Origin of the sequence: Planktothrix rubescens CCAP 1459/22, assembly GCA_904830895.1 — a bacterium.
Classification (GTDB): domain Bacteria; phylum Cyanobacteriota; class Cyanobacteriia; order Cyanobacteriales; family Microcoleaceae; genus Planktothrix; species Planktothrix agardhii.
The window spans coordinates 3579836-3598553 of the sequence record LR882958.1; the positions used below are offsets into that span (position 1 = coordinate 3579836).

At 39.5% G+C, this 18718-nt stretch carries 18 protein-coding genes and 1 pseudogene; 10 read left to right on the forward strand and 9 right to left on the reverse strand.

Going from position 1 to position 18718, the window contains the following annotated elements:
- Positions 1-10: 10 nt before the first annotated feature.
- On the forward strand, positions 11-754 hold the full coding sequence (locus NMG86_RS16800) for a helix-turn-helix domain-containing protein (protein ID WP_051319781.1): 744 nt from the start codon (positions 11-13) through the stop codon (positions 752-754).
- A gap of 53 nt (positions 755-807) precedes the next feature.
- Positions 808-1134: a hypothetical protein gene (locus tag NMG86_RS16805; RefSeq protein WP_026798127.1), complete on the forward strand. Its 327-nt coding sequence runs from the start codon at positions 808-810 to the stop codon at positions 1132-1134.
- An 80-nt stretch (positions 1135-1214) separates the two neighbouring features.
- Here the strand turns inward: NMG86_RS16805 and NMG86_RS16810 are convergent, their stop codons facing one another.
- The 6 genes and pseudogenes from NMG86_RS16810 to NMG86_RS16835 all read right to left on the reverse strand — a co-directional run bounded on the left by NMG86_RS16810 (position 1215) and on the right by NMG86_RS16835 (position 5298).
- The gene (locus tag NMG86_RS16810) at positions 1215-1472 is read right to left on the reverse strand and encodes a gas vesicle protein GvpG (RefSeq protein WP_026785998.1); all 258 of its coding nucleotides are present in this window, start codon (positions 1470-1472) and stop codon (positions 1215-1217) included.
- 11 nt (positions 1473-1483) lie between these two features.
- A complete protein-coding gene (gene gvpF / locus NMG86_RS16815) occupies positions 1484-2269 on the reverse strand; it encodes a gas vesicle protein GvpF (RefSeq protein WP_348534571.1) in 786 nt (261 codons plus the stop codon).
- 335 nt (positions 2270-2604) lie between these two features.
- A pseudogene (locus NMG86_RS16820) lies at positions 2605-3325 on the reverse strand (ISAs1 family transposase).
- Between the two features lie 200 nt (positions 3326-3525).
- Entirely contained in the window at positions 3526-4338 is an 813-nt protein-coding gene (locus tag NMG86_RS16825) for a carbon-nitrogen hydrolase family protein (RefSeq protein WP_026785997.1), read from the reverse strand.
- 165 nt (positions 4339-4503) lie between these two features.
- The gene (gene psaJ, locus NMG86_RS16830) at positions 4504-4632 is read right to left on the reverse strand and encodes a photosystem I reaction center subunit IX (protein ID WP_026795751.1); all 129 of its coding nucleotides are present in this window, start codon (positions 4630-4632) and stop codon (positions 4504-4506) included.
- A 174-nt stretch (positions 4633-4806) separates the two neighbouring features.
- The gene (locus tag NMG86_RS16835) at positions 4807-5298 is read right to left on the reverse strand and encodes a photosystem I reaction center subunit III (RefSeq protein WP_026785996.1); all 492 of its coding nucleotides are present in this window, start codon (positions 5296-5298) and stop codon (positions 4807-4809) included.
- A gap of 122 nt (positions 5299-5420) precedes the next feature.
- Between NMG86_RS16835 and tsaD the strand changes: the two genes are divergently transcribed.
- Positions 5421-6467, forward strand: a complete 1047-nt coding sequence (gene tsaD / locus NMG86_RS16840) for a tRNA (adenosine(37)-N6)-threonylcarbamoyltransferase complex transferase subunit TsaD (RefSeq protein WP_026798128.1) — start codon at positions 5421-5423, stop codon at positions 6465-6467.
- Positions 6468-6516: 49 nt separating this feature from the next.
- Here the strand turns inward: tsaD and NMG86_RS16845 are convergent, their stop codons facing one another.
- Both NMG86_RS16845 and NMG86_RS16850 read right to left on the reverse strand, forming a co-directional pair.
- Positions 6517-8727, reverse strand: coding sequence for an ATP-binding protein (locus tag NMG86_RS16845; RefSeq protein ID WP_042157868.1), 2211 nt, complete (start codon positions 8725-8727; stop codon positions 6517-6519).
- A gap of 293 nt (positions 8728-9020) precedes the next feature.
- Complete coding sequence (locus tag NMG86_RS16850; RefSeq protein WP_155806180.1) at positions 9021-9197, reverse strand: hypothetical protein; 177 nt, start codon at positions 9195-9197, stop codon at positions 9021-9023.
- 88 nt (positions 9198-9285) lie between these two features.
- On the opposite strand from NMG86_RS16850, the gene proB reads away from it, so the two are divergent.
- Both proB and NMG86_RS16860 read left to right on the forward strand, forming a co-directional pair.
- The gene (gene proB / locus NMG86_RS16855; RefSeq protein WP_026785994.1) at positions 9286-10416 is read left to right on the forward strand and encodes a glutamate 5-kinase; all 1131 of its coding nucleotides are present in this window, start codon (positions 9286-9288) and stop codon (positions 10414-10416) included.
- 192 nt (positions 10417-10608) lie between these two features.
- Positions 10609-11733, forward strand: a complete 1125-nt coding sequence (locus tag NMG86_RS16860; protein WP_026798129.1) for a HetZ-related protein 2 — start codon at positions 10609-10611, stop codon at positions 11731-11733.
- Here the strand turns inward: NMG86_RS16860 and NMG86_RS16865 are convergent, their stop codons facing one another.
- Positions 11734-12051 (reverse strand): Uma2 family endonuclease, encoded by a 318-nt coding sequence (locus NMG86_RS16865; RefSeq protein ID WP_052338761.1) that lies wholly within the window; start codon positions 12049-12051, stop codon positions 11734-11736. It lies immediately after the preceding gene.
- A gap of 29 nt (positions 12052-12080) precedes the next feature.
- On the opposite strand from NMG86_RS16865, the gene sbcC reads away from it, so the two are divergent.
- From sbcC to minD, 5 genes are all read left to right on the forward strand, one after another.
- Complete coding sequence (gene sbcC, locus NMG86_RS16870) at positions 12081-15191, forward strand: exonuclease subunit SbcC (protein WP_026798130.1); 3111 nt, start codon at positions 12081-12083, stop codon at positions 15189-15191.
- Positions 15192-15286: 95 nt separating this feature from the next.
- Positions 15287-16699 carry a GTP-binding protein gene (locus NMG86_RS16875; RefSeq protein ID WP_026798131.1) on the forward strand — a complete coding sequence of 471 codons (1413 nt, stop codon included), beginning with the start codon at positions 15287-15289 and terminating at the stop codon, positions 16697-16699.
- A gap of 193 nt (positions 16700-16892) precedes the next feature.
- Positions 16893-17720: a septum site-determining protein MinC gene (gene minC, locus NMG86_RS16880; RefSeq protein ID WP_026795754.1), complete on the forward strand. Its 828-nt coding sequence runs from the start codon at positions 16893-16895 to the stop codon at positions 17718-17720.
- Positions 17720-17845, forward strand: coding sequence for a hypothetical protein (locus NMG86_RS16885; protein WP_269147415.1), 126 nt, complete (start codon positions 17720-17722; stop codon positions 17843-17845). Before minC ends, NMG86_RS16885 begins: the two co-directional genes overlap by 1 nt.
- 50 nt (positions 17846-17895) lie before the next feature.
- A complete protein-coding gene (gene minD / locus NMG86_RS16890) occupies positions 17896-18702 on the forward strand; it encodes a septum site-determining protein MinD (protein WP_026785989.1) in 807 nt (268 codons plus the stop codon).
- Positions 18703-18718: the final 16 nt, after the last annotated feature.

Sequence of the window (18718 nt, forward strand, 5' to 3'; positions counted from 1 at the left end):
ATGTGGGAGTATGTCACTCAATATTGAAGATATTACCTTTGTTAATATTCTATCCATGTCAGACTCAAACCCAAAAATTAACCCGTCTGAACGGGGATATCTGACGCTTCTCCTCCCCGTCGCAGTCGTTTTGTTTATCCTCCAGAAAGCATTCCCCTTAGCGATTTTAACCGTTGGCGGATGGGGGTCTTGGCGGATGTGGAAATATTATCAACAGCGTCAACAAAATCAGTTGGCGACCTTGGATGAGGTATTTTATCGGTTAATTCGGGAAAACCAAGGACGAATTACGGCCTTAGATTTGGCCATGCACACCCAACAGTCGGGGACAAAAGTACAGGAATATCTCGACCAACGGGCTACCGAATTTGCCGCCCAATATGAAATTACCGATGTGGGCGGGATGATTTACTATTTTCCCACCGCCCAACCGTCTCAGATCGTTGTAGACCCTCTCCCGGTTGTTTCTAAACCAGAAAACCCTAATTCCGTGGTTTTATTCCCCGTCAACCCGGCATCTAGTTCTATTTTACCCGAAACCTTGAATCAGTCGGAACTCGCCCAACGGTTAGGGGTACATCCAACGACCCTCAGCAAGTGGAAAACCAAACCGGAATTTTCAGTCTGGAGTTATCAACGTGACCCCGATGCTATCTGTTGGAGTTACTCGGCGGAAACGAAACGGTTTTCTTCCCAAAAGTCTCACAAAAAAATTAGCAAAATTAGTGAATTAATGAAGAAAAATAAAGTTTAGGACTTATGCAAATTCAATTGTTATAATGATTTCGTAGTTGTACCCAAATTATTATGCGTCCTTTTCGTTCTCAACCCCCTACTTTACCAAAAATTAGTACCATGCCTCGCCAAAAAACCGAAGCAACCCTCTACCGCAGTTTATATCAATTAGCGGTAGAGAAAAAACGGTTACAAGAGGAGTTAGAAAGTTTAGGACAATGCCTTGAAACCGTTACCCAACGTTTAGGACAAATTGAAAATCAAATTCAAGGGTTGGAAACTGATGTTAAACAAATTGCTCAACCTAAACCCCCGGAAACCAAAACGACCCAACCTCCGACTTCAACTCAGACTAAATCTAAACCTGGTTCTGTTTCAACTTTTACCTTAGACTATTAGTGGGATGGAATTTGATCATTTAAGCAAACACGAAGACACTAAGACACGAAGGAGGAGAGGAGAGTTTTGATTTGATGCGCTTAATCTATTTCATTTTCTTCTTGGTTTGCTTCATCTTCTAAGGCTTGAATTTGTAGTAATAATTCCTCTTCTTGAACTTCAAAATCTTCTTCTGGAATATCCCCCATATCAAAAGCCAACTGGAGCGCTAATAACCGCTTTCCTAAGTTTTCTTTGTCATCAAGTTCGGCTTCCGCCCGTTCTAGGAGTTGTTCACCAATCCAGATTACACCCTCAAAGGGTGCTGTGATCGGAGATAGCAATAATCGTAATATCATAACGCCTCGGATTAGGGGTTGAGTTGGGCAAAATTAAACGGAGCTGTAAAGTTATTATAGCGAATTCGGAGGCGGTTATTAAAATGGTGATCCAGTTTTTCTATTTTATCCCCAAATTGGGGTTCTATATCCCAAGGAATTAAATAGGCAGCGTTATAAATCATGGCACTGGTTAAGTTATCATTTTCGACAATTTCTTGTGCTAGGGGGTTTAATGTCTGTTGAAATTTATCGATAATTCCCTGTTGACGATCTTGCATCGCCCGTTCAATTTCTTGACCGATACCGATAATTTCATCCATACTCAGACGTTTACCTTCTAAGCTATCGCGTTTTTCCCTTAATTCCTGATTTTCTGTCATTAACAGGTTTAATTCTTCGGTTTCTTCCCAAAATATTTTTACCCCTACTTCCTGTTTTCCTTCTAATTTATGAAACAATTCTTTTAACCGATCTTGATAGGGAATAATTAATTGTGCTTTGACATGATCCCAATCTTTTACAATTAATCCAAATTGCAAGGGTAAAACGCTTCGATAGCCATGTTGCATCACTTTTTCTAATACGTCTTCATGGCCTAATAGGTTGCGCCGACTGGCTAAATAACGTTCCTGTTGAGTCTCGGAATATAAAAAGCTAAACTCATCAACGGGATGGGTTTGTATCGGTTGTTTATCTAACCCATGCAAGGCTAAAGGTCGGACTCGGTTAGTCGGTAAAATCCCATATAAATATAAACCATTTCCCATAATTGAACCCCCATTAATTAAACCCTTGGGCTGTGTAAGTGATCGCACCAACACCTATTATAAACCTTAATGTCAAACTCTCTAATATATAGCAATCCTATTTGAGTTGTGTTTAAAATCCCTGATCAAAAGGGAACACCGGAACAGCCCCCCAAACCCCCCGTGCACGGCAGGGCTGTTTCATTTTCCAAAATTGGGGACTCAATTTAACTCCCCAATTTTTGCCTCATTCGGCGAAAAAACCGAGTAATTCTAACTGAATTATCAGGAATATTGCTCAAGGTATCATCTTTCTGATTTTTAAGCAAAAAAAACTTCTCTATATCTTTACCATAGAGGATTTATATCTATTTTATTTGGATTTTTGCCGCTGATTTACTCGATTATCTTGAGGATTTCAGGGGAAACAGTTCCGAGATAATAAAAATTTTGTGCCAGTGATCAGTTAACCACCGTTGTCCTTCTGTTATTGATACAAAACCCCAACTTCTGAAAAGATTGATCACCAGAGTTTTTAGAGTTGAGAAGTTGGTAGCTGCTTGAAAGTTACGGATTCGGCTTTTATCTTCTTGAAAAATTACATCTTTTACCCAATAGCATTGATTCTCAATCCCCCAATGTCCTTTAATAATTTGAGCTAACGTTTTCGCCTCGTTGACTGCACTACTGATATAATATACTTTTTCTTTGTAGGGTTTTTTCCCTCTGTTGCCACTTCTTTCTATCTGAATCACAATTTTCAGATGTTTCCAGCCTTTGTGAAAGTTGCTATTCACTTGATAAACCGAAACTTTTTTGTTCTCCAACTTTTTCAGGTTTAATACACATCTCATTAAATATCTCGATTAAATTTGACCAATCTACCCCCTCTACTACCCTTCTTATTGTTGAGTATGATGGCAGTTTTTCCAGCTTAATTTTTACAACTTGACTGAGTTCTTTTTGATTAATTTTAGCAAAATTTTCGAGTTCTCTATAACCTAAATTTCTCTGCATCAGCCCCAAGATGACTATTAATAATACTAGCCAGAGCGGATGCCTTGTTCCTTGGGCTTTTCGGTAATCCTTGACTTTTTTTAGTTTTTCTATTAGAGTTGTTAGCATCTTTATTTTTATAAAAAGTTAGCGACCGCTCTTGATTTTATCAGGTAGCGATCGCTATTTCTTTACTCTTTTTCACCCGACTTTGAAACAGCCCTGCCGTGCACGGGGGGTTTGGGGGGGCTGTTCCCTGCTATAACTGTTAGAGACGCGCCAATAGCCTACGGCATCGCTGCGCTCGGACACGCCTCTGATAAATGATTTCACATAAATACCCGATGTTGCAGACTCGGCATTTGCCTCCGAACCTGTTCCAGACGGGCGGGATTAATTTCTGCGATCGCAATTCCTGGCCTATCACCAGCATCCGCTAAAACTGCCCCCCAAGGGTCAAGAATCATCGCATGACCGTGAGTATACCGACGCCCATAATGACATCCAGTTTGAGCAGGTGCGACCACATAACAGGTATTTTCAATCGCTCTAGCCTTGAGCAGAACTTCCCAATGATCCTTACCCGTATAAGCAGTAAAAGCTGCTGGAACAAAGAGAATTTCTGCTCCTTTTTCGGATAAATGGCGATAGAGTTCTGGAAATCGGACATCGTAACACACCGATAGTCCCAGGTTGCCCAACTCTGGATGATGATAAACCGGAGGTAAAACCGTCCCCGCCATCACCGTATTAGATTCCTGATAAGTATTGCCATCGGGCAAATTAACATCGAACAAATGAACTTTTTGATAACGGGCTAATTCTTGACCATTAGCATCAATTAACACCGCCGTATTATAAACTTTGCCATCACCCGAAGGAACTGGAAATCCTCCCGCTAATAGAGTAATTTGAAACTTTTGGGTAATGGTTTTAAGAAATTTTTCTGTAGTTTGAGCAATAGTTTCAGCTTGAGCCATTTTCTCGGCTTCCTCACCCATAAAGGGAAAATTCTCAGGTAAGCTGACTAATTCAGCCCCCTGACGAACTGCTAAATCAATCAATTCTTCTGCCTCTGCCAGATTTTTTTCTAGCCAAGGGGTACTGGTCATTTGAATAGCCGCAGCAAGATAGGATTTCATTGATAACGAATATATTTACAAGTTAAAAGTAAGGGAGCATGGGGAGCAGGGAGAGCCGGGGGATGCGGGGAGAGGAAGAGGAGGTAAACTCTTTACCTATTACCTATTACCCATTACCCATTACCTGTTCCCCATTCCCTGTTCCCCGTTTATATCAAGGTTTGATTAAGAGAGGGGATGGAACAGTAAATCGGGGAAGAAACGATTAAATTCGATTAAAACCCCAGCCGTAAAAACCATCAAAGCGGCAGCTAAAACGGGTGCTGTTGAAAGATATTTCAAGAAATACTGCATGAGTTTTTTTCTCCTAAGTTTGCAAATGTGAAAAACAATTAATCTGTTAAAAGAAACCAGAATTCACAAAGATTATTAGAACATAAACAAAGTTTGTTTATGGGATAATTAGGGAATATTTAGGTGATTAATTCAACTGAAATCTTCCCTAATCTCTGTTTAAGAATTCTGTAATTAACGAGGTGAAACGGTGATTTCGTCATCTTTGACGTACAGTTCACCGGTGGTGATTTCTTTCAACGCTGCTAAGGGCCACAGGAAACCACCGAGCATAAAGGTCAGAGCCACAGGAACATTGATGATAATTTCTTTTTCTGCGGGGTTTTCGCTCTTTCTTGCATATTGTAAATAAGACCGACCGACCCAACCAATCCATCCGGCAATATACAGGAACAGAACGCCAGGAATTAAGAAATCTCCCGCATGAGATAAGCTTCCATCCACAATTAAATGGGGTAAGCCATCTTCTTTTCCGCAGAGTTCTTGGGAATAGCGCTCAAAGCGTGCTTTTGCCTGTGCCGGGTTAGCCGCAACAGATATAGAGGTTTTTGCCCGTTGCTGAAACACGGAAGATTCAGAGCAAGGAACTAAGTTATAAGCTGAAGCTGCGGGAACAACGGTCATCCACAAGCCTAGGGCTAGAATAGCAGCTAACAATCGACGCATAGAAGTGTTTCCTTTTGTTACGTTTGTCATTATTAGGTTCAGTTGTTCACTGTACCCAAAAAATCTGCAATGATAAAGCTATTCAAAGTTAGCTCCGATCATTTCATAAAATTTATCAGTCAATGGCAACAGTTTTAGCAATTGAAACAAGTTGTGACGAAACCGGGGTCGCAATTGTAAAGAATCGTAAAGTTTTAAGTAATGTTGTGGCTTCTCAAATCCCCATTCATCAACAATATGGCGGGGTTGTCCCCGAAGTTGCCTCCCGTCATCATTTAGAAATGGTGAATCCTGTCCTTGACCAAGCATTAGAAACCGCAGGTTTAGACTGGTCGGCCATTGATGGGGTGGCTGCCACCTGTGCACCCGGACTGGTAGGGGCGTTAATAACGGGTATTACCACAGCTAAAACCTTAGCCTTGGTGCATGATAAACCCTTTTTAGGGATTCATCACCTGGAAGGTCATATTTATGCCAGCTATTTAACCGAAACCAGTCTTCAGCCACCGTTTTTATGTCTGTTGGTATCGGGGGGTCATACCAGTTTAATTCATGTTAAAGATTGTGGGGTCTATCAAATCTTGGGACATACGATGGATGATGCCGCCGGGGAAGCCTTTGATAAAGTATCCCGGTTGTTAAATTTGGGCTATCCTGGGGGGCCAATTATTGACCAGTTAGCAACTCAAGGCAACCCCAAAGCCTTTGCCTTACCCGAAGGCAAGATTTCCCTCCCTAATGGGGGTTATCATCCCTATCATTCGAGTTTTAGCGGGTTAAAAACGGCGGTATTAAGGTTAGTTCAAACCTTAGAAAAAGAAAAAAGTACCTCGTTACCTGTTGCCGATATTGCGGCGAGTTTTCAAGATACCGTTGCTAAAATTTTAACAAAAAGGGCGATCGCTTGTGCCTTAGACTTTGGATTAGATACTATTGCTATTGGGGGAGGAGTGGCGGCAAATAGTGGGTTAAGAAAACATCTGCAAGAGGCGGCTAAAATCCACGATTTGCGGGTATTATTTCCGCCTTTAAAATATTGTACCGATAACGCCGCCATGATTGCTTGTGCGGCTTCAGACCATCTTAACCGAGGTCATATTTCACCCTTAACTTTAGGGGCGCATTCCCGAATGTCGTTGGAAGATGTGATGCTGTTATATAAAGGGTAATTATGAATTACGAATTATGAATTGGTGATGATGATGGATTTTTGTGATCTTATCCTTTAGAAATAGAGATCGAGGATTTTCCAATAAAAACATCATTTCCAAAAGATGTAGATTGTGTTTCTTCCTGGGATACTAACAAATCAAACCAGAATGTTGTTCCGATGCCCAACTCACTCATTAAATGAACTTGACTTCGATGTTTTTCAATAATATTTTTCACAATAGACAACCCTAAACCCGTTCCTTCTAGGGTATGAACGCGATTTTCTACACGGAAGAAACGAGTAAAAATAGCCTCTTGGTCTTCTAGTGAAATTCCGGTTCCCGTATCAGAAACTTCAGTTCTAATATAACGATTTTTAGGTCGATTTCCAGCTAAATGTAAATCTACAGGGCGAGGGGGAGGAGGGGAAATAATCCAGCCTCCTTTTTCAATTTCCTCTACTTCTTGATTTTTCTTGAGATTATCTTCTTCTAATAGATAAACTCTGATAATTACCCGGCCCCCCAAAGATGTAAATTTCAGCGCATTTCCGACTAAATTGGTTAAAACTTGCAACAATAAATCATAATTTCCGACAACTAAAGGTAAATCTGGTTCTATTTCTCGACTAAGTTCAATTCCTTTATCCTTAGCATTCAATTGATAGGTTCTCAAAGTCTGTTCTACCACTTGCGCCATATCAACGGGTTCAAAATTGTAGATACGACAGGATTCTAAGCGAGACAAATCTAACACATCATTAACTAAACGAGTTAAACGGTCTGTTTCATGGTTGGCGGTGGCTAAAAATTCCTGTCGTTCTTCTTCGGTTAAATCTTCTCCATAATCATGGAGGGTTTCAATAAAGGATTTAATATTAAATAACGGCGTTCTTAATTCATGGGAAATATTACTAATAAACTGACTCTTAGCATCATTTAACTCTACCTCACGAGTAATATCCTGAATGGTCATTGCAATCCCTTTTAAACTTTCCCGATAATTGTCTTCCCCAGGAGAATTTGACATCGGATTATAGTCATATAAAGTACATTCCTGAACGTTGGGACGTTCTGATAATTCACAAGTATTTTCCGCGTCGTGAATACAGCTATGACACAGGGGTTCAGCCCCAGGAGATTTATGTAATAAAACCGTGGTTAATAAAATTCGTAATGTCCGATTTGTGGGTTCTCCCAAGGAACAACGAAACTCTCCGCCATCTAAAGTTCCACTGGCAATTTTTTGTAAAGGTTCTGATAATTCTTCTGTAACCAAATTGGGTAAAAAGTTGAGAACATTATTACCAATAACCGTTGTACCTTCCCAGCTAAATAAACGTTTTGCGGTGGGATTAACTAAAATTAAATTCAGTTCAGCATCAATTAAAACGGCTCCATCGGCAATAGTTGAAACCAAGGTTTCTAACTTGGCTTTTTCTGCGGTTAGTTCTTCAATATTTTGTTCTTCAAAACTTTCTAGGCGTTCTGCCATTTCATTGAAACTGGAAATTAATTCCCCTAATTCTCCTCCAAAGGGTAAATCAACCCGTTGATTAAAATTTCCTACGGCAATATTTTTAACTCCTTGAACTAATTCTTTAATCGGTTGAGTAATAGTTAAAGCATTAAATACCGCCCCTAAAATTACCATCACCCATATTGAAACAAATACCGCTAAAGTTACATCCCTGGTTAAATTTGATGATACAACAACGGTAGGATTAGGATTAATTCCAATGGCTAAAATCCCTAAATAATTTCCATTGTGCATCATGGGAACAAAAACATCCGTCACCTCTCCAGCTGGAGTTAAATGTTGTCTTACCATCGGCAAATCCGCAAAATTTCCTGACTGCACACTGGCTAAAAAATTATCAGGTAACTGCATCCGCCGCCGTAGGGTTAAGGAATTTTGTACTGCCGAATCGGAAAAGGGTAAACCTAGATAAATTTCCCCCTCTTGATCCGCATATAACATATAACGGACACTAGATGTACTGGTGTAGAATTGACGGGAAAACCGTGCGACTTCATCCCTTTTTTCTTCAGCAATTAGGGGGGCGACATTGGCGGCTAATAGTAATCCTAAATCTCGACCGTAACGGGTATCGTTGATGCGAGCATCTTCTTGAATCGTGTTGACGGCCCAAAATGTTAAACTACTCATCAATAGAGAAACTACCAGGGTCGCCCCCGCCATTAACCGAGTTTGCAGGGTAAACTCTGACCACCATCTACCAATAATCTCAGCTATTTTTTTGAGGAGTCTCAGCATTTGTTGAGGATTAGGGGGTTGACGGTTGGGTAATTCTGTGTTCATCGGCAATACGGTAATGGTTTGATAATTCCTCCATGTACTATATTGGCCTGTAGAGACCCAGAGTTGTGTCTAACAAAAGCGTTAAGTTTTGTTAACACATACTATACATGGTAACAGGAGATGGGAAAAGCGGGGGAGCAGCAGTACAAGCGTCCTCCCTCGGTGACAATAACAGAACTTATGCAGGCGTAGTAGCGTCGCCCTGTTTGGGAAATTGCGTTTTGAAGTTTGATAGGAGTCACTTATTTTTAAAGATTAAATTGGCAATTAATTAGATTCATTTCGGCAGTGGAGTCAGCTTTAACAGGTAAGGAAAGCGAAATTAAGGTGGTTAAGAGGGAAAGGGAAAGAAGAAGGCGAGATTTAATAATTGCCATGGTTTGAGAGTTAATAATATTGGCATAAATGATATACTGATATAGCATAATTTACCAAAAAAATCTTAATCTTTTGGTTAACGGCAATATCCCTACAATCTCTAAAAAACTGATAACTGATAACTGATAACTGATTATGTCTCAAACTATTGTTGTTAAAATTGGTACATCGAGTTTAACCCAGTCGGCGACGGGACATTTAGCCCTATCGACTTTAGCCACATTAGTAGAAACTTTAACCCGACTACAAAAGCAGGGTTATCGAGTGGTTTTAGTGTCTTCGGGTGCGGTAGGAGTGGGATGCGATCGCTTAGGATTAACCGAACGTCCCCGCACCATTGCTTTAAAACAGGCCGTAGCCGCCGTCGGTCAAGGTCGTTTGATGCGGGTTTATGATGATTTATTTAGTACCTTAAAACAACCCATTGCTCAAGTTTTACTCACCAGGGGAGACTTAGTACAACGCAATGGTTATGTGAATGTTTATAATACGTTTCAACAACTTTTAAAATTAGGAGTAATTCCGATTGTTAATGAAAATGATACTGTTTCTGTCGATGAACTAAAATTCGGGGATAATGATACGCTTTCGGCTTTAGTTGCTAGTTTAGTGGAAGCGGATTGGTTATTTTTATTAACCGATGTAGATCGATTATATTCGGCCGATCCCCGTGAGAATCCCGATGCTCAACCGATTAGTTTAGTGACTAATATGGAACAATTAGAACAATTCCAAGTTAAAACGGGAGATTCTCGCAGTGGTTGGGGAACCGGAGGGATGATTACTAAAATTGAAGCCGCCAGAATTGCCACGGGGTCAGGGGTGAGAACAGTGATAACAGAGGGGAAATTCCCCCAAAATTTAGAAAAAATTCTGCAAGGGACGGAACTCATTGGCACGCAATTTGAACCCCAGAATAGACCCGTTAATGCTCGAAAACATTGGATTGCAAATGTATTAGTTCCTACGGGAAAAATATATTTAGATGCCGGGGCAATTCGAGCAATTTCTCACGGAGGAAAATCTCTATTGGCGGCGGGAATTACTCAAGTTGAAGGTGAATTTAATCTTCAGGATTCTGTCCAAATTTGTAATTTAGATGGACAGGAAATTGCTAGGGGATTAGTGAATTATAGTCAGGGAGAATTGCAAAAAATAAAAGGTTTACATTCGGATAAAATCCCTGAAATTTTGGGTTATGACGGAGCAGATACGGTAATTCATCGTGATAATTTAGTCGTATCATCTCCATTATCTATAACTTAAAACCCTGAGTTCAAATTCTCAGGAGGATTACCCGATCCCCGTTCCGATAGTTGAAGTGATTCATAATAAACTTCAAGACAGCTATCCCCTAAAATCTAATGAACTTACAGATAGCTCACCGGATTTCCAGATTTAGGATAAAATAGTAAAACCCTTAGCAATTGAAGATTTTTTGACCCCTTAAAACCTTAAATGACCCTAGCAGAATCTTGGACAAATCAGTGGCGTTTCCAACTGGAAAACGATTACCCTAACTCCAGTCAAGACAAACGAGAAAGTATCATTAATTGGTTACTGGGAGAGCATTTTACCAGCTTAGATTCCCTCCCTACTAACCAACAGGAACGAATCAAATTAGGGTTAAACTTTCGCTATCAAATTCTACAACAGCGCTATTTAGATACGCCTCCTGAAAAAGCCTATCGAAATTTAATGCAGCGATTAGGGAGTTTAATGATCCTACGCCAAAAGGTTCGTCTTTGGGTGTCAACCAGTCGCGATCGCCAGCGTCAAGTGGTGGATGTTTTACAAGAAGTAGTACAGGAAATGTTGAATAGCGATCGCTATTTACAACAACAAATTCAATGGATTTCTCAATGTACAAACGATCGCCAATTAAGTAATGCTTTACTATTCACAACATTAGAAGAATATTGTCTCCGTCCAATTCGGAATCAACCCCTATTAGTTTATAGATTTGTTAATTATTTACGTCGTTCTCAACGGGGCGGATTAACCCAAGTTCCCGCCGGAGAATGGATTAAACAATTATCCGATGAAATTCTATCCGATGAGACAGATGACACTATTAGTTTATTAGATAATCAAGCCATTTCTCAATACGAAGACGACCAATATTTTCAAACCCAACAAAACCAAAGGTTAAAAGTACAAGCAGAATTTGAAGACTATTTAATTAAAAATGTAGATTCAAAGGCGGCGGAATGGTTGCGACTGTATTTACAAGGATTATCCCAAGAAGCGATCGCTCAAAAGTTAAATTTACCGATTAAACAAATCTATCGACTCCGAGAAAAAGTTAGTTATCATGCAATTAAAAACTTTACCTTAAAACAGAATCCAGAATTAGTTACCAGTTGGTTAGGAACCTCTTTATCCGAACATCGTTTAGGATTAAATTCCGAACAATGGGAACAATTTTGGCAAAGTTTAAACGATAACCAACGTCAAATCATTGAACGATTAAAAGCCCGAGAAACTTTAGAAACTATTGCTGAAACCCTAAACTTAAAACTCACCCAAATTCAACAGGAATGGACTACAATCTATTTAATGGCTCAAGATATTAGAAATTAATTACGAATTACGAATTACGAATTGGGAAATATCTTCGTAAACAGCAGTCAGAGAACAAGAGAAATTAACACTGGTTAACTCTAGTTCTTGATTTCCTCGATAACTATAAAGCTCCCATCTTCCCTCTGTATTCCGTCGAAAACAATCAACACGCTGGCGGTTTTGACTAATTAATACATATTCTTGTAAGGTTTCTAATTCTTGATAATCGTTAATCCTAGATGTTGTAGGTTCATGGTACTGATTATATACTTTTGTTGTAGTCCCAATAACACAAATTGCGTTAAAATAAGATTGAACAATACAGCAACCTCCCAAAAATTCCCTATTTCCAGTTTTGAAAACCTATGATTCCCCAAAAACTGACCCTAAAAAATTTCCTGAGTTATCGAGAAGCGACCCTAGATTTTAGTGGATTACATACCGCTTGTATTTGCGGTTCCAACGGGTCAGGAAAGTCATCTTTATTAGAAGCAATGGCTTGGGCAATTTGGGGGGAAAGTCGGGCAGAATCGAAGGATGATATTATCTATATGGGAGAATTAGAAACCCAGGTCGATTTTATATTTATTAGTCAGGGAAACTTATATCGGGTGATTCGTAACCGCCGCCGTGGTCAATCGGGAACCTTAGAATTTCAAGTAGCAACCACCGTTTTACAAGAAATTGAAGATTTAGATCAAATTAAGTTTCGCACCCTTACAGAAAAGGGAATAGCCCCCACTCAACAGAAAATTATAGACTACTTAAAACTAGATTATGATACCTTTACTAATTCCGCCTATTTGCGTCAGGGAAAAGCCGATGAATTTATGATCAAACGTCCCGCCGAACGTAAAGAAATTCTGGCTAATTTATTAAAATTAGATCAATATGATGGCTTATCAGATAAAGCCAAAGACTTAGCCAAAAGTTATAAATCCCAAGCGGAAATTTTAGAACAAACCTTAACCAGTAATCAAGTCCAAATCGACCAAAAAGGTCAACTGGAACAGGATATTATTCAACTACAAAATACCATTGATCAGCTTCAGGAAAAACAAGCCCAAGATCGAGATCAATATCAACAACTACAAGCCCAACAACATCATCGTCAATCTTGGGAAAAGTTATTAACAGGACAACAACAACAGCATCAAACCTTTGCTCAAGATTATCGCAGATTACAACAGGAATTAGTTACTACTCAACAGCAAAGTCAAGAATTAGAAGCAGTATTAAAACAAGAAACGGAAATTCAAACCGGATATACCCATTTTCAAACCCTACAAACCACAGAAGAAACCCTATCGGCTCAATTCAAAATATATCAAGATTCCCAACAACAACGCCAACAATTACAGGAACAACAACGCCAACATCTAAACACCTTACAACAGCAAATTCAGGGACTACAAGCCCGTTTGGAAGCCCTAACCCAACAGGAACAAGATTACTCACAAATTTTAAGCCAAAAAACTGATATTGAAGCGGGATTAGAACAGTTAAAAACCGCTCGCAATCGTTTAACTCACTTTGATCAATTGCAATTAGAAGTTACCCCAATTTTACAACAGCGTCAACGCTTACAAACGGAATTAGATCGGGCTCAATCTCGTCAACAAGCCCGCTTAGAAGAATTAAAAACCTCCGTCGGAAAATTGCAACGAACTCTCAACCAGCATCGCCCCCAATTAGAACAACAATCCCAAAGCATTGCGAGTCAAATTATTGAACTGGATAAGAAAAAAGTTTATCAATTAAGGGTGAGGGAAAAAGGACAAGAACGTCATGGTTTTATTGACCGCTTGAATACGGTAAAACGGGATTATGAGGAAAAATTAGGGGAACTGGATCAGAAAATTCAACTGTTATCAAAATCGGAATCTGAAGCACCTGAAACCGAAGAATTACCGTTATTGCAATCGCAGTTTCCCCCCTGTCCATTATGCGATCGCCCCCTAGACGAACATCACTGGAATTTAGTTATTTCTAAACAGCAAAACCAACAACAGGAATTCAGAAATGAAATTTGGGTGATCCATGAACAGTTAGTAGTTGCGGATCGAGAACTTAAAATATTACAGGAAGAATATCGACAAATCCAAGAGGATTTATTACCCTATGAAGAATTGCGAGAACAACGGGGAAAAATTCAAGCTCAGTTAGAATCCTTAGATCAAGATGAACAACAATTACAACAATTAATTTTAGAAGAAAAAGCCGTTCAAACTATTTTAGAGACGGGTGACTATGCAACGGATTTATATGCAGAATTACGAGATTTAGAGCAGAAATTAAGCCAACTAAATTATAATGAACAAAGCCATGCGTTAGCTAGGAATGAGGAAAAACGGTATCGTTGGGCGGAAATTAAATATAGTCAAATTCGAGATGCTCAAGACAAATTAACCAAAATTAATACTCAAAAACCAGAATTAGAAACCAAAATTCAATCCTTAACCCAAAGTTTAACTGAAGAAAAAAACAACTCTGAAATTCAACAAAAAATTATAATTTTAGAGCAAAAAATCAACCAAATGGGTTATAATGTTGAGGAGCATAATCGCATCCGTACAGAATTGCGTCAAGCTCAAATTTGGTTAACTCGAACCGAACAATTAAACCAAGCCAAACAACAATATCCTATTCTGCAAAAACGCCTTCAAGAGTTAGAAACCATTACCCAAGAACGGGTAAAAAACCTACAAGCAATCCAAGGACAAATTGAACTATTACAAGAACAATTAAAAGAAACTCCCGACCCGACAGAATCATTAAAACAATTAGAGCAATTAATTCAACAACAACGACTAAAATTAGATCATTATTTAGGACAATTTGGCAGTTTACAACAACAACAAACTCAATTAGATAATTTAAACGCTCAACAAATCGAAATTAAAACCCAATTAGATACCACCCGCCGTCAATATCGAGTTTACGATGAATTAGCAAAAGCCTTTGGTAAAAATGGAATTCAAGCCCTAATGATTGAGAATGTTTTACCCCAATTAGAAGCAGAAACCAATCAAATTTTATCTCGATTATCCTCAAATCAACTCCATGTTCAATTTGTTACCCAACGTACTAGCGGACGGGGTAGTAAATCCTCAAAAAATGCTCCTAAAATGATTGAAACCTTAGAAATTCTAATCGCAGATGCGCGGGGAACTCGTTCCTATGAAACCTATTCCGGGGGGGAAGCCTTTAGAATTAATTTTGCTATCCGGTTAGCCCTAGCTAAACTATTAGCACAACGGGCGGGAACTTCTCTACAAATGTTAATTATTGATGAGGGATTTGGAACCCAAGACGCTGAAGGTTGCGATCGGTTAATTGCGGCTATTAATGCGATCGCTTCTGATTTTGCTTGTATTTTGACTGTCACCCATATTCCTAGTTTAAAAGAAGCTTTTCAAGCTAGAATTGAAGTTCATAAAACTAGCCAAGGTTCTCAAATTTATCTCTCAATTTAATTACATAACTAGCAAATCCTGAAAAAAGTGCTCAAAAATTTAAGTCAAGAATATGCAATTAATTTTGTTTAGGTACTTAACAAAACGAGGTTTTTATGACTTTAGATGACGAACTTAATACAACCCTACTGAGTTTCACTGACCTACAAGCGGAATTAAATTTACGTCATGCTCAAGACGCCCTCCGCGATATTGTAGACCATCTTGACTTAACTCCCACGGAAAGAGAAGGTTTAGAACCTGATATTGGGGGTTTGCAAAGAATGATGGATAAATTAGACCGTACCTGTGTACAAATTGCGGTATTTGGAATGGTTGGAAGGGGAAAATCTTCGGTATTAAATGCTTTATTAGGTCAAGAAGTATTTATTTCTGGCCCAATTCATGGTGTTACCCAAACCACTCAAATTCAGCAGTGGGAAATGACCGATAACCAGATATCTAATATTCCTACGGTTTCCTATAGAATTTGTCAAATTGAACTGATTGATACCCCAGGAATTGACGAGGTAGATGGGGAAACCCGCGAAAAAATTGCTCGTCAGGTAGCGCAACAAGTTGATTTATTATTATTTGTTATTGCTGGAGATATTACCCAAGTTGAATATGATGCGCTTTCGCAATTACGAGAAGCGGGAAAACCGATGTTATTAGTATTTAATAAAATTGATCAATATCCCGAAGCTGATCGACAGGCAATTTATGAAAAAATTAGAGATGAAAGAGTCAAAGAATTGTTGTCTCCCGATGAAATTGTGATGGCGGCGGCTTCTCCTTTAATCGCTAAAGCTATTCGTCGTCCCGATGGAACTTTAATCGCCGAAATTACTCGAGGAGAACCTCAAATTGAGGAATTAAAGTTAAAAATTTTAGAGATTTTGGATCGGGAAGGGAAATCATTAGTCGCCTTAAATACGATGTTATATGCCGGGGATATTAATGAAAAATTAGTCCGGCGAAAAATGGAAATTCGAGAACAAAGTGCTAATCGAGTAATTTGGAATGGGGTGATGACTAAATCAATTGCGATCGCCTTAAACCCAATGATGATGATTGATTTATTGAGTGGGGCGGTGATCGATGTGGCGTTAATATTAACCTTATCTAAACTTTATGGAATTTCCATGACTCAACAGGGGGCGGTAGAATTATTACAAAAAATTGCCCTAAGTATGGGAGGAATTACTGCTAGTGAATTAGTCGCAAATTTTGGTTTAAGTTCTTTAAAAAGTATATTAGGATTAACGGCCACAGCTACCGGGGGATTATCATTAATTCCCTATCTATCTGTTGCTATTCCCCAAGCTGCGATCGCCGGGGTTTCTGGTTATGCGATTGGACAGGTAACAAAAGCCTATTTAGCCAATGGTGCATCCTGGGGAGAAGAAGGGCCAAAAGCTGTGGTTCAAAATATTTTAGAAACCTTAGATGAAACTTCAATTATGAACCGAATTAAACAGGAATTATGGAAAAAAATTAATCTTCAAAAAAAAATTAAGGAAATTTAATTCTGTTGGGAATTAAAATTATATATTTTAGCATTCTCCCCAGTAGAGACGTTGCCTGTAACGTTTCTACTGGGGGGTTAGGGATTGTCCCTGATCGCTTACAATAATTAAAGGATTACGCAGATTAACACAGATTAAAATCCGTGAAATCCGTGAAATCCTCTTAAATCCGTGATCCCTATTCCCTTCTAATATGTCTTTGGATACTCCAATCTCTGAACCGATCATAACTGAATCCGAATCTCCTGTAATTTCACCTGAGATTGATCCTAATTTACAAGTTCGGTTTAAAACCGAAGCCGGACGATTATTGTTATTTTTACCACCGGAAAACAACCGTGAAGATATCGAGACCAATGCCAACCTTAATAATACCTGGACAGAACTCTGGCAACAGTTAAAACATCGTCTTAACGGGGGTGAACACGCAGAACAAGATTATACGGAAGTTTATCTAATGGCAGAAAATCGGTTATTAGATGGGCGTCAACTCCAAGATATTGCCGAGGCGCTAACGGAAGTTCAACTGCAACTGAAACGGGTTAAAACCAGTCGCCGTCAAACCGCAGTAGCAGCAGCTATGGCGGGCTATAGCGTCGATCAGGATGTGGAACGGGAAACCTTGGCTCAACCCGTGTTAGAGACGACTACAGCCCCCTTAGCAGAACCGTTATATTTGAAAATGACCGTGCGCTCTGGTGTGGATATTCGTCACCCAGGAACCATTGTAATTGTCGGGGATGTGAACCCAGGGAGTTCAGTGATTGCCGATGGCGATATTATTGTTTGGGGACGGTTGCGGGGAAATGCCCACGCCGGGGCTAAAGGGAATCGAAATAGTTCAATTATGGCTTTGCAAATGGAACCTAAGTTAATTCGGATTGCGGATCAAGTGGCGCGGGGGCCAGAAACCTCCCCCGAACAGTTTTACCCAGAAGTGGCTTATGTTGATACCACAGGAATTCGGATTAGTCCGGCGAAGGAAGTTGCTAAGGCTAAAATATTGACCCTGGAGATATAGTGGGTAATGGGGAATGGGGAATTACGAATTACGAATTACGAATTACGAATGGGGAGGAAAGGATTTTAGACTTTGGGTTTGAGTATCGGTTTATTGAAAAGACGCGCCAAATGTGGATGAAATAAGTTATTCTGAACACCGGATCGATATATTGCCGAACACAAATTTTTAAAATATGAGTCGTGTTATTGTGATTACCTCTGGAAAAGGAGGGGTGGGAAAAACTACTTGTACCGCTAATGTGGGTATGAGTTTGGCAAAACGGGGCCACAGTGTTGTGGTAATTGATGCGGATTTTGGTCTGAGAAATTTAGACTTACTCTTGGGTTTAGAAAATCGGATTGTTTATACAGCAATGGAGGTTTTATCGGGGGAATGTCGCCTGGAACAAGCCTTAGTGAAAGATAAACGAGAATCCCGTTTAGTGTTATTACCTGCGGCTCAAAATCGGATGAAAGAGGCTGTTACCCCCGATCAAATGAAGCAATTAGTAGCGATGTTGGAAGGCAAATATGATTATATTATCATTGATTGTCCGGCGGGAATTGAACAGGGATTTCAAAATGCGATCGCCCCGGCAAAAGAAGCAATTATTGTCACCACTCCCGAAGTTTCAGCCGTTAGAGATGCGGATCGAGTGATTGGTTTATTAGAGGCAAATTCGGTTAAAAAAATTCGGTTATTAATTAATCGGATTAAGCCTTTAATGGTGGAAGCCAACGATATGATGTCGGTACAGGATGTGGAAGAAATTCTAGCAATTCCTTTAATTGGGGTGGTTCCCGATGATGAAAATGTGATTGTTTCCACCAATAAAGGAGAACCTTTAGTATTAGCAGAAAATCCTTCCCAAGCGGCGCAAGCGTTTACGAATGTGGTGCGTCGAATTGAAGGGGAAAAAGTAGCATTCCTTGACCTTAACCCCCGTCAAGAAGGGTTTTTTGCTAAACTACGTCGTTTGCTTTCCTCTAAAGTTCGCTAAAAATATAGCAACCGCC

Excerpts from the sequence above, each read along its gene's own strand:
- tsaD (WP_026798128.1), top strand. The coding sequence starts at position 5,421 with ATGGCAACAGTTTTAGCAATTGAAACAAGTTGTGACGAAACCGGGGTC.
- NMG86_RS16805 (WP_026798127.1), top strand. The coding sequence starts at position 808 with ATGCGTCCTTTTCGTTCTCAACCCCCTACTTTACCAAAAATTAGTACC.
- proB (WP_026785994.1), top strand. The coding sequence starts at position 9,286 with ATGTCTCAAACTATTGTTGTTAAAATTGGTACATCGAGTTTAACCCAG.
- NMG86_RS16810 (WP_026785998.1), bottom strand. The coding sequence starts at position 1,472 with ATGATATTACGATTATTGCTATCTCCGATCACAGCACCCTTTGAGGGT.
- NMG86_RS16875 (WP_026798131.1), top strand. The coding sequence starts at position 15,287 with ATGACTTTAGATGACGAACTTAATACAACCCTACTGAGTTTCACTGAC.
- minD (WP_026785989.1), top strand. The coding sequence starts at position 17,896 with ATGAGTCGTGTTATTGTGATTACCTCTGGAAAAGGAGGGGTGGGAAAA.
- psaJ (WP_026795751.1), bottom strand. The coding sequence starts at position 4,632 with ATGCAGTATTTCTTGAAATATCTTTCAACAGCACCCGTTTTAGCTGCC.
- NMG86_RS16850 (WP_155806180.1), bottom strand. The coding sequence starts at position 9,197 with ATGCTATATCAGTATATCATTTATGCCAATATTATTAACTCTCAAACC.
- sbcC (WP_026798130.1), top strand. The coding sequence starts at position 12,081 with ATGATTCCCCAAAAACTGACCCTAAAAAATTTCCTGAGTTATCGAGAA.
- NMG86_RS16845 (WP_042157868.1), bottom strand. The coding sequence starts at position 8,727 with ATGCTGAGACTCCTCAAAAAAATAGCTGAGATTATTGGTAGATGGTGG.
- NMG86_RS16860 (WP_026798129.1), top strand. The coding sequence starts at position 10,609 with ATGACCCTAGCAGAATCTTGGACAAATCAGTGGCGTTTCCAACTGGAA.
- NMG86_RS16800 (WP_051319781.1), top strand. The coding sequence starts at position 11 with ATGTCACTCAATATTGAAGATATTACCTTTGTTAATATTCTATCCATG.
- minC (WP_026795754.1), top strand. The coding sequence starts at position 16,893 with ATGTCTTTGGATACTCCAATCTCTGAACCGATCATAACTGAATCCGAA.
- NMG86_RS16835 (WP_026785996.1), bottom strand. The coding sequence starts at position 5,298 with ATGCGTCGATTGTTAGCTGCTATTCTAGCCCTAGGCTTGTGGATGACC.
- NMG86_RS16825 (WP_026785997.1), bottom strand. The coding sequence starts at position 4,338 with ATGAAATCCTATCTTGCTGCGGCTATTCAAATGACCAGTACCCCTTGG.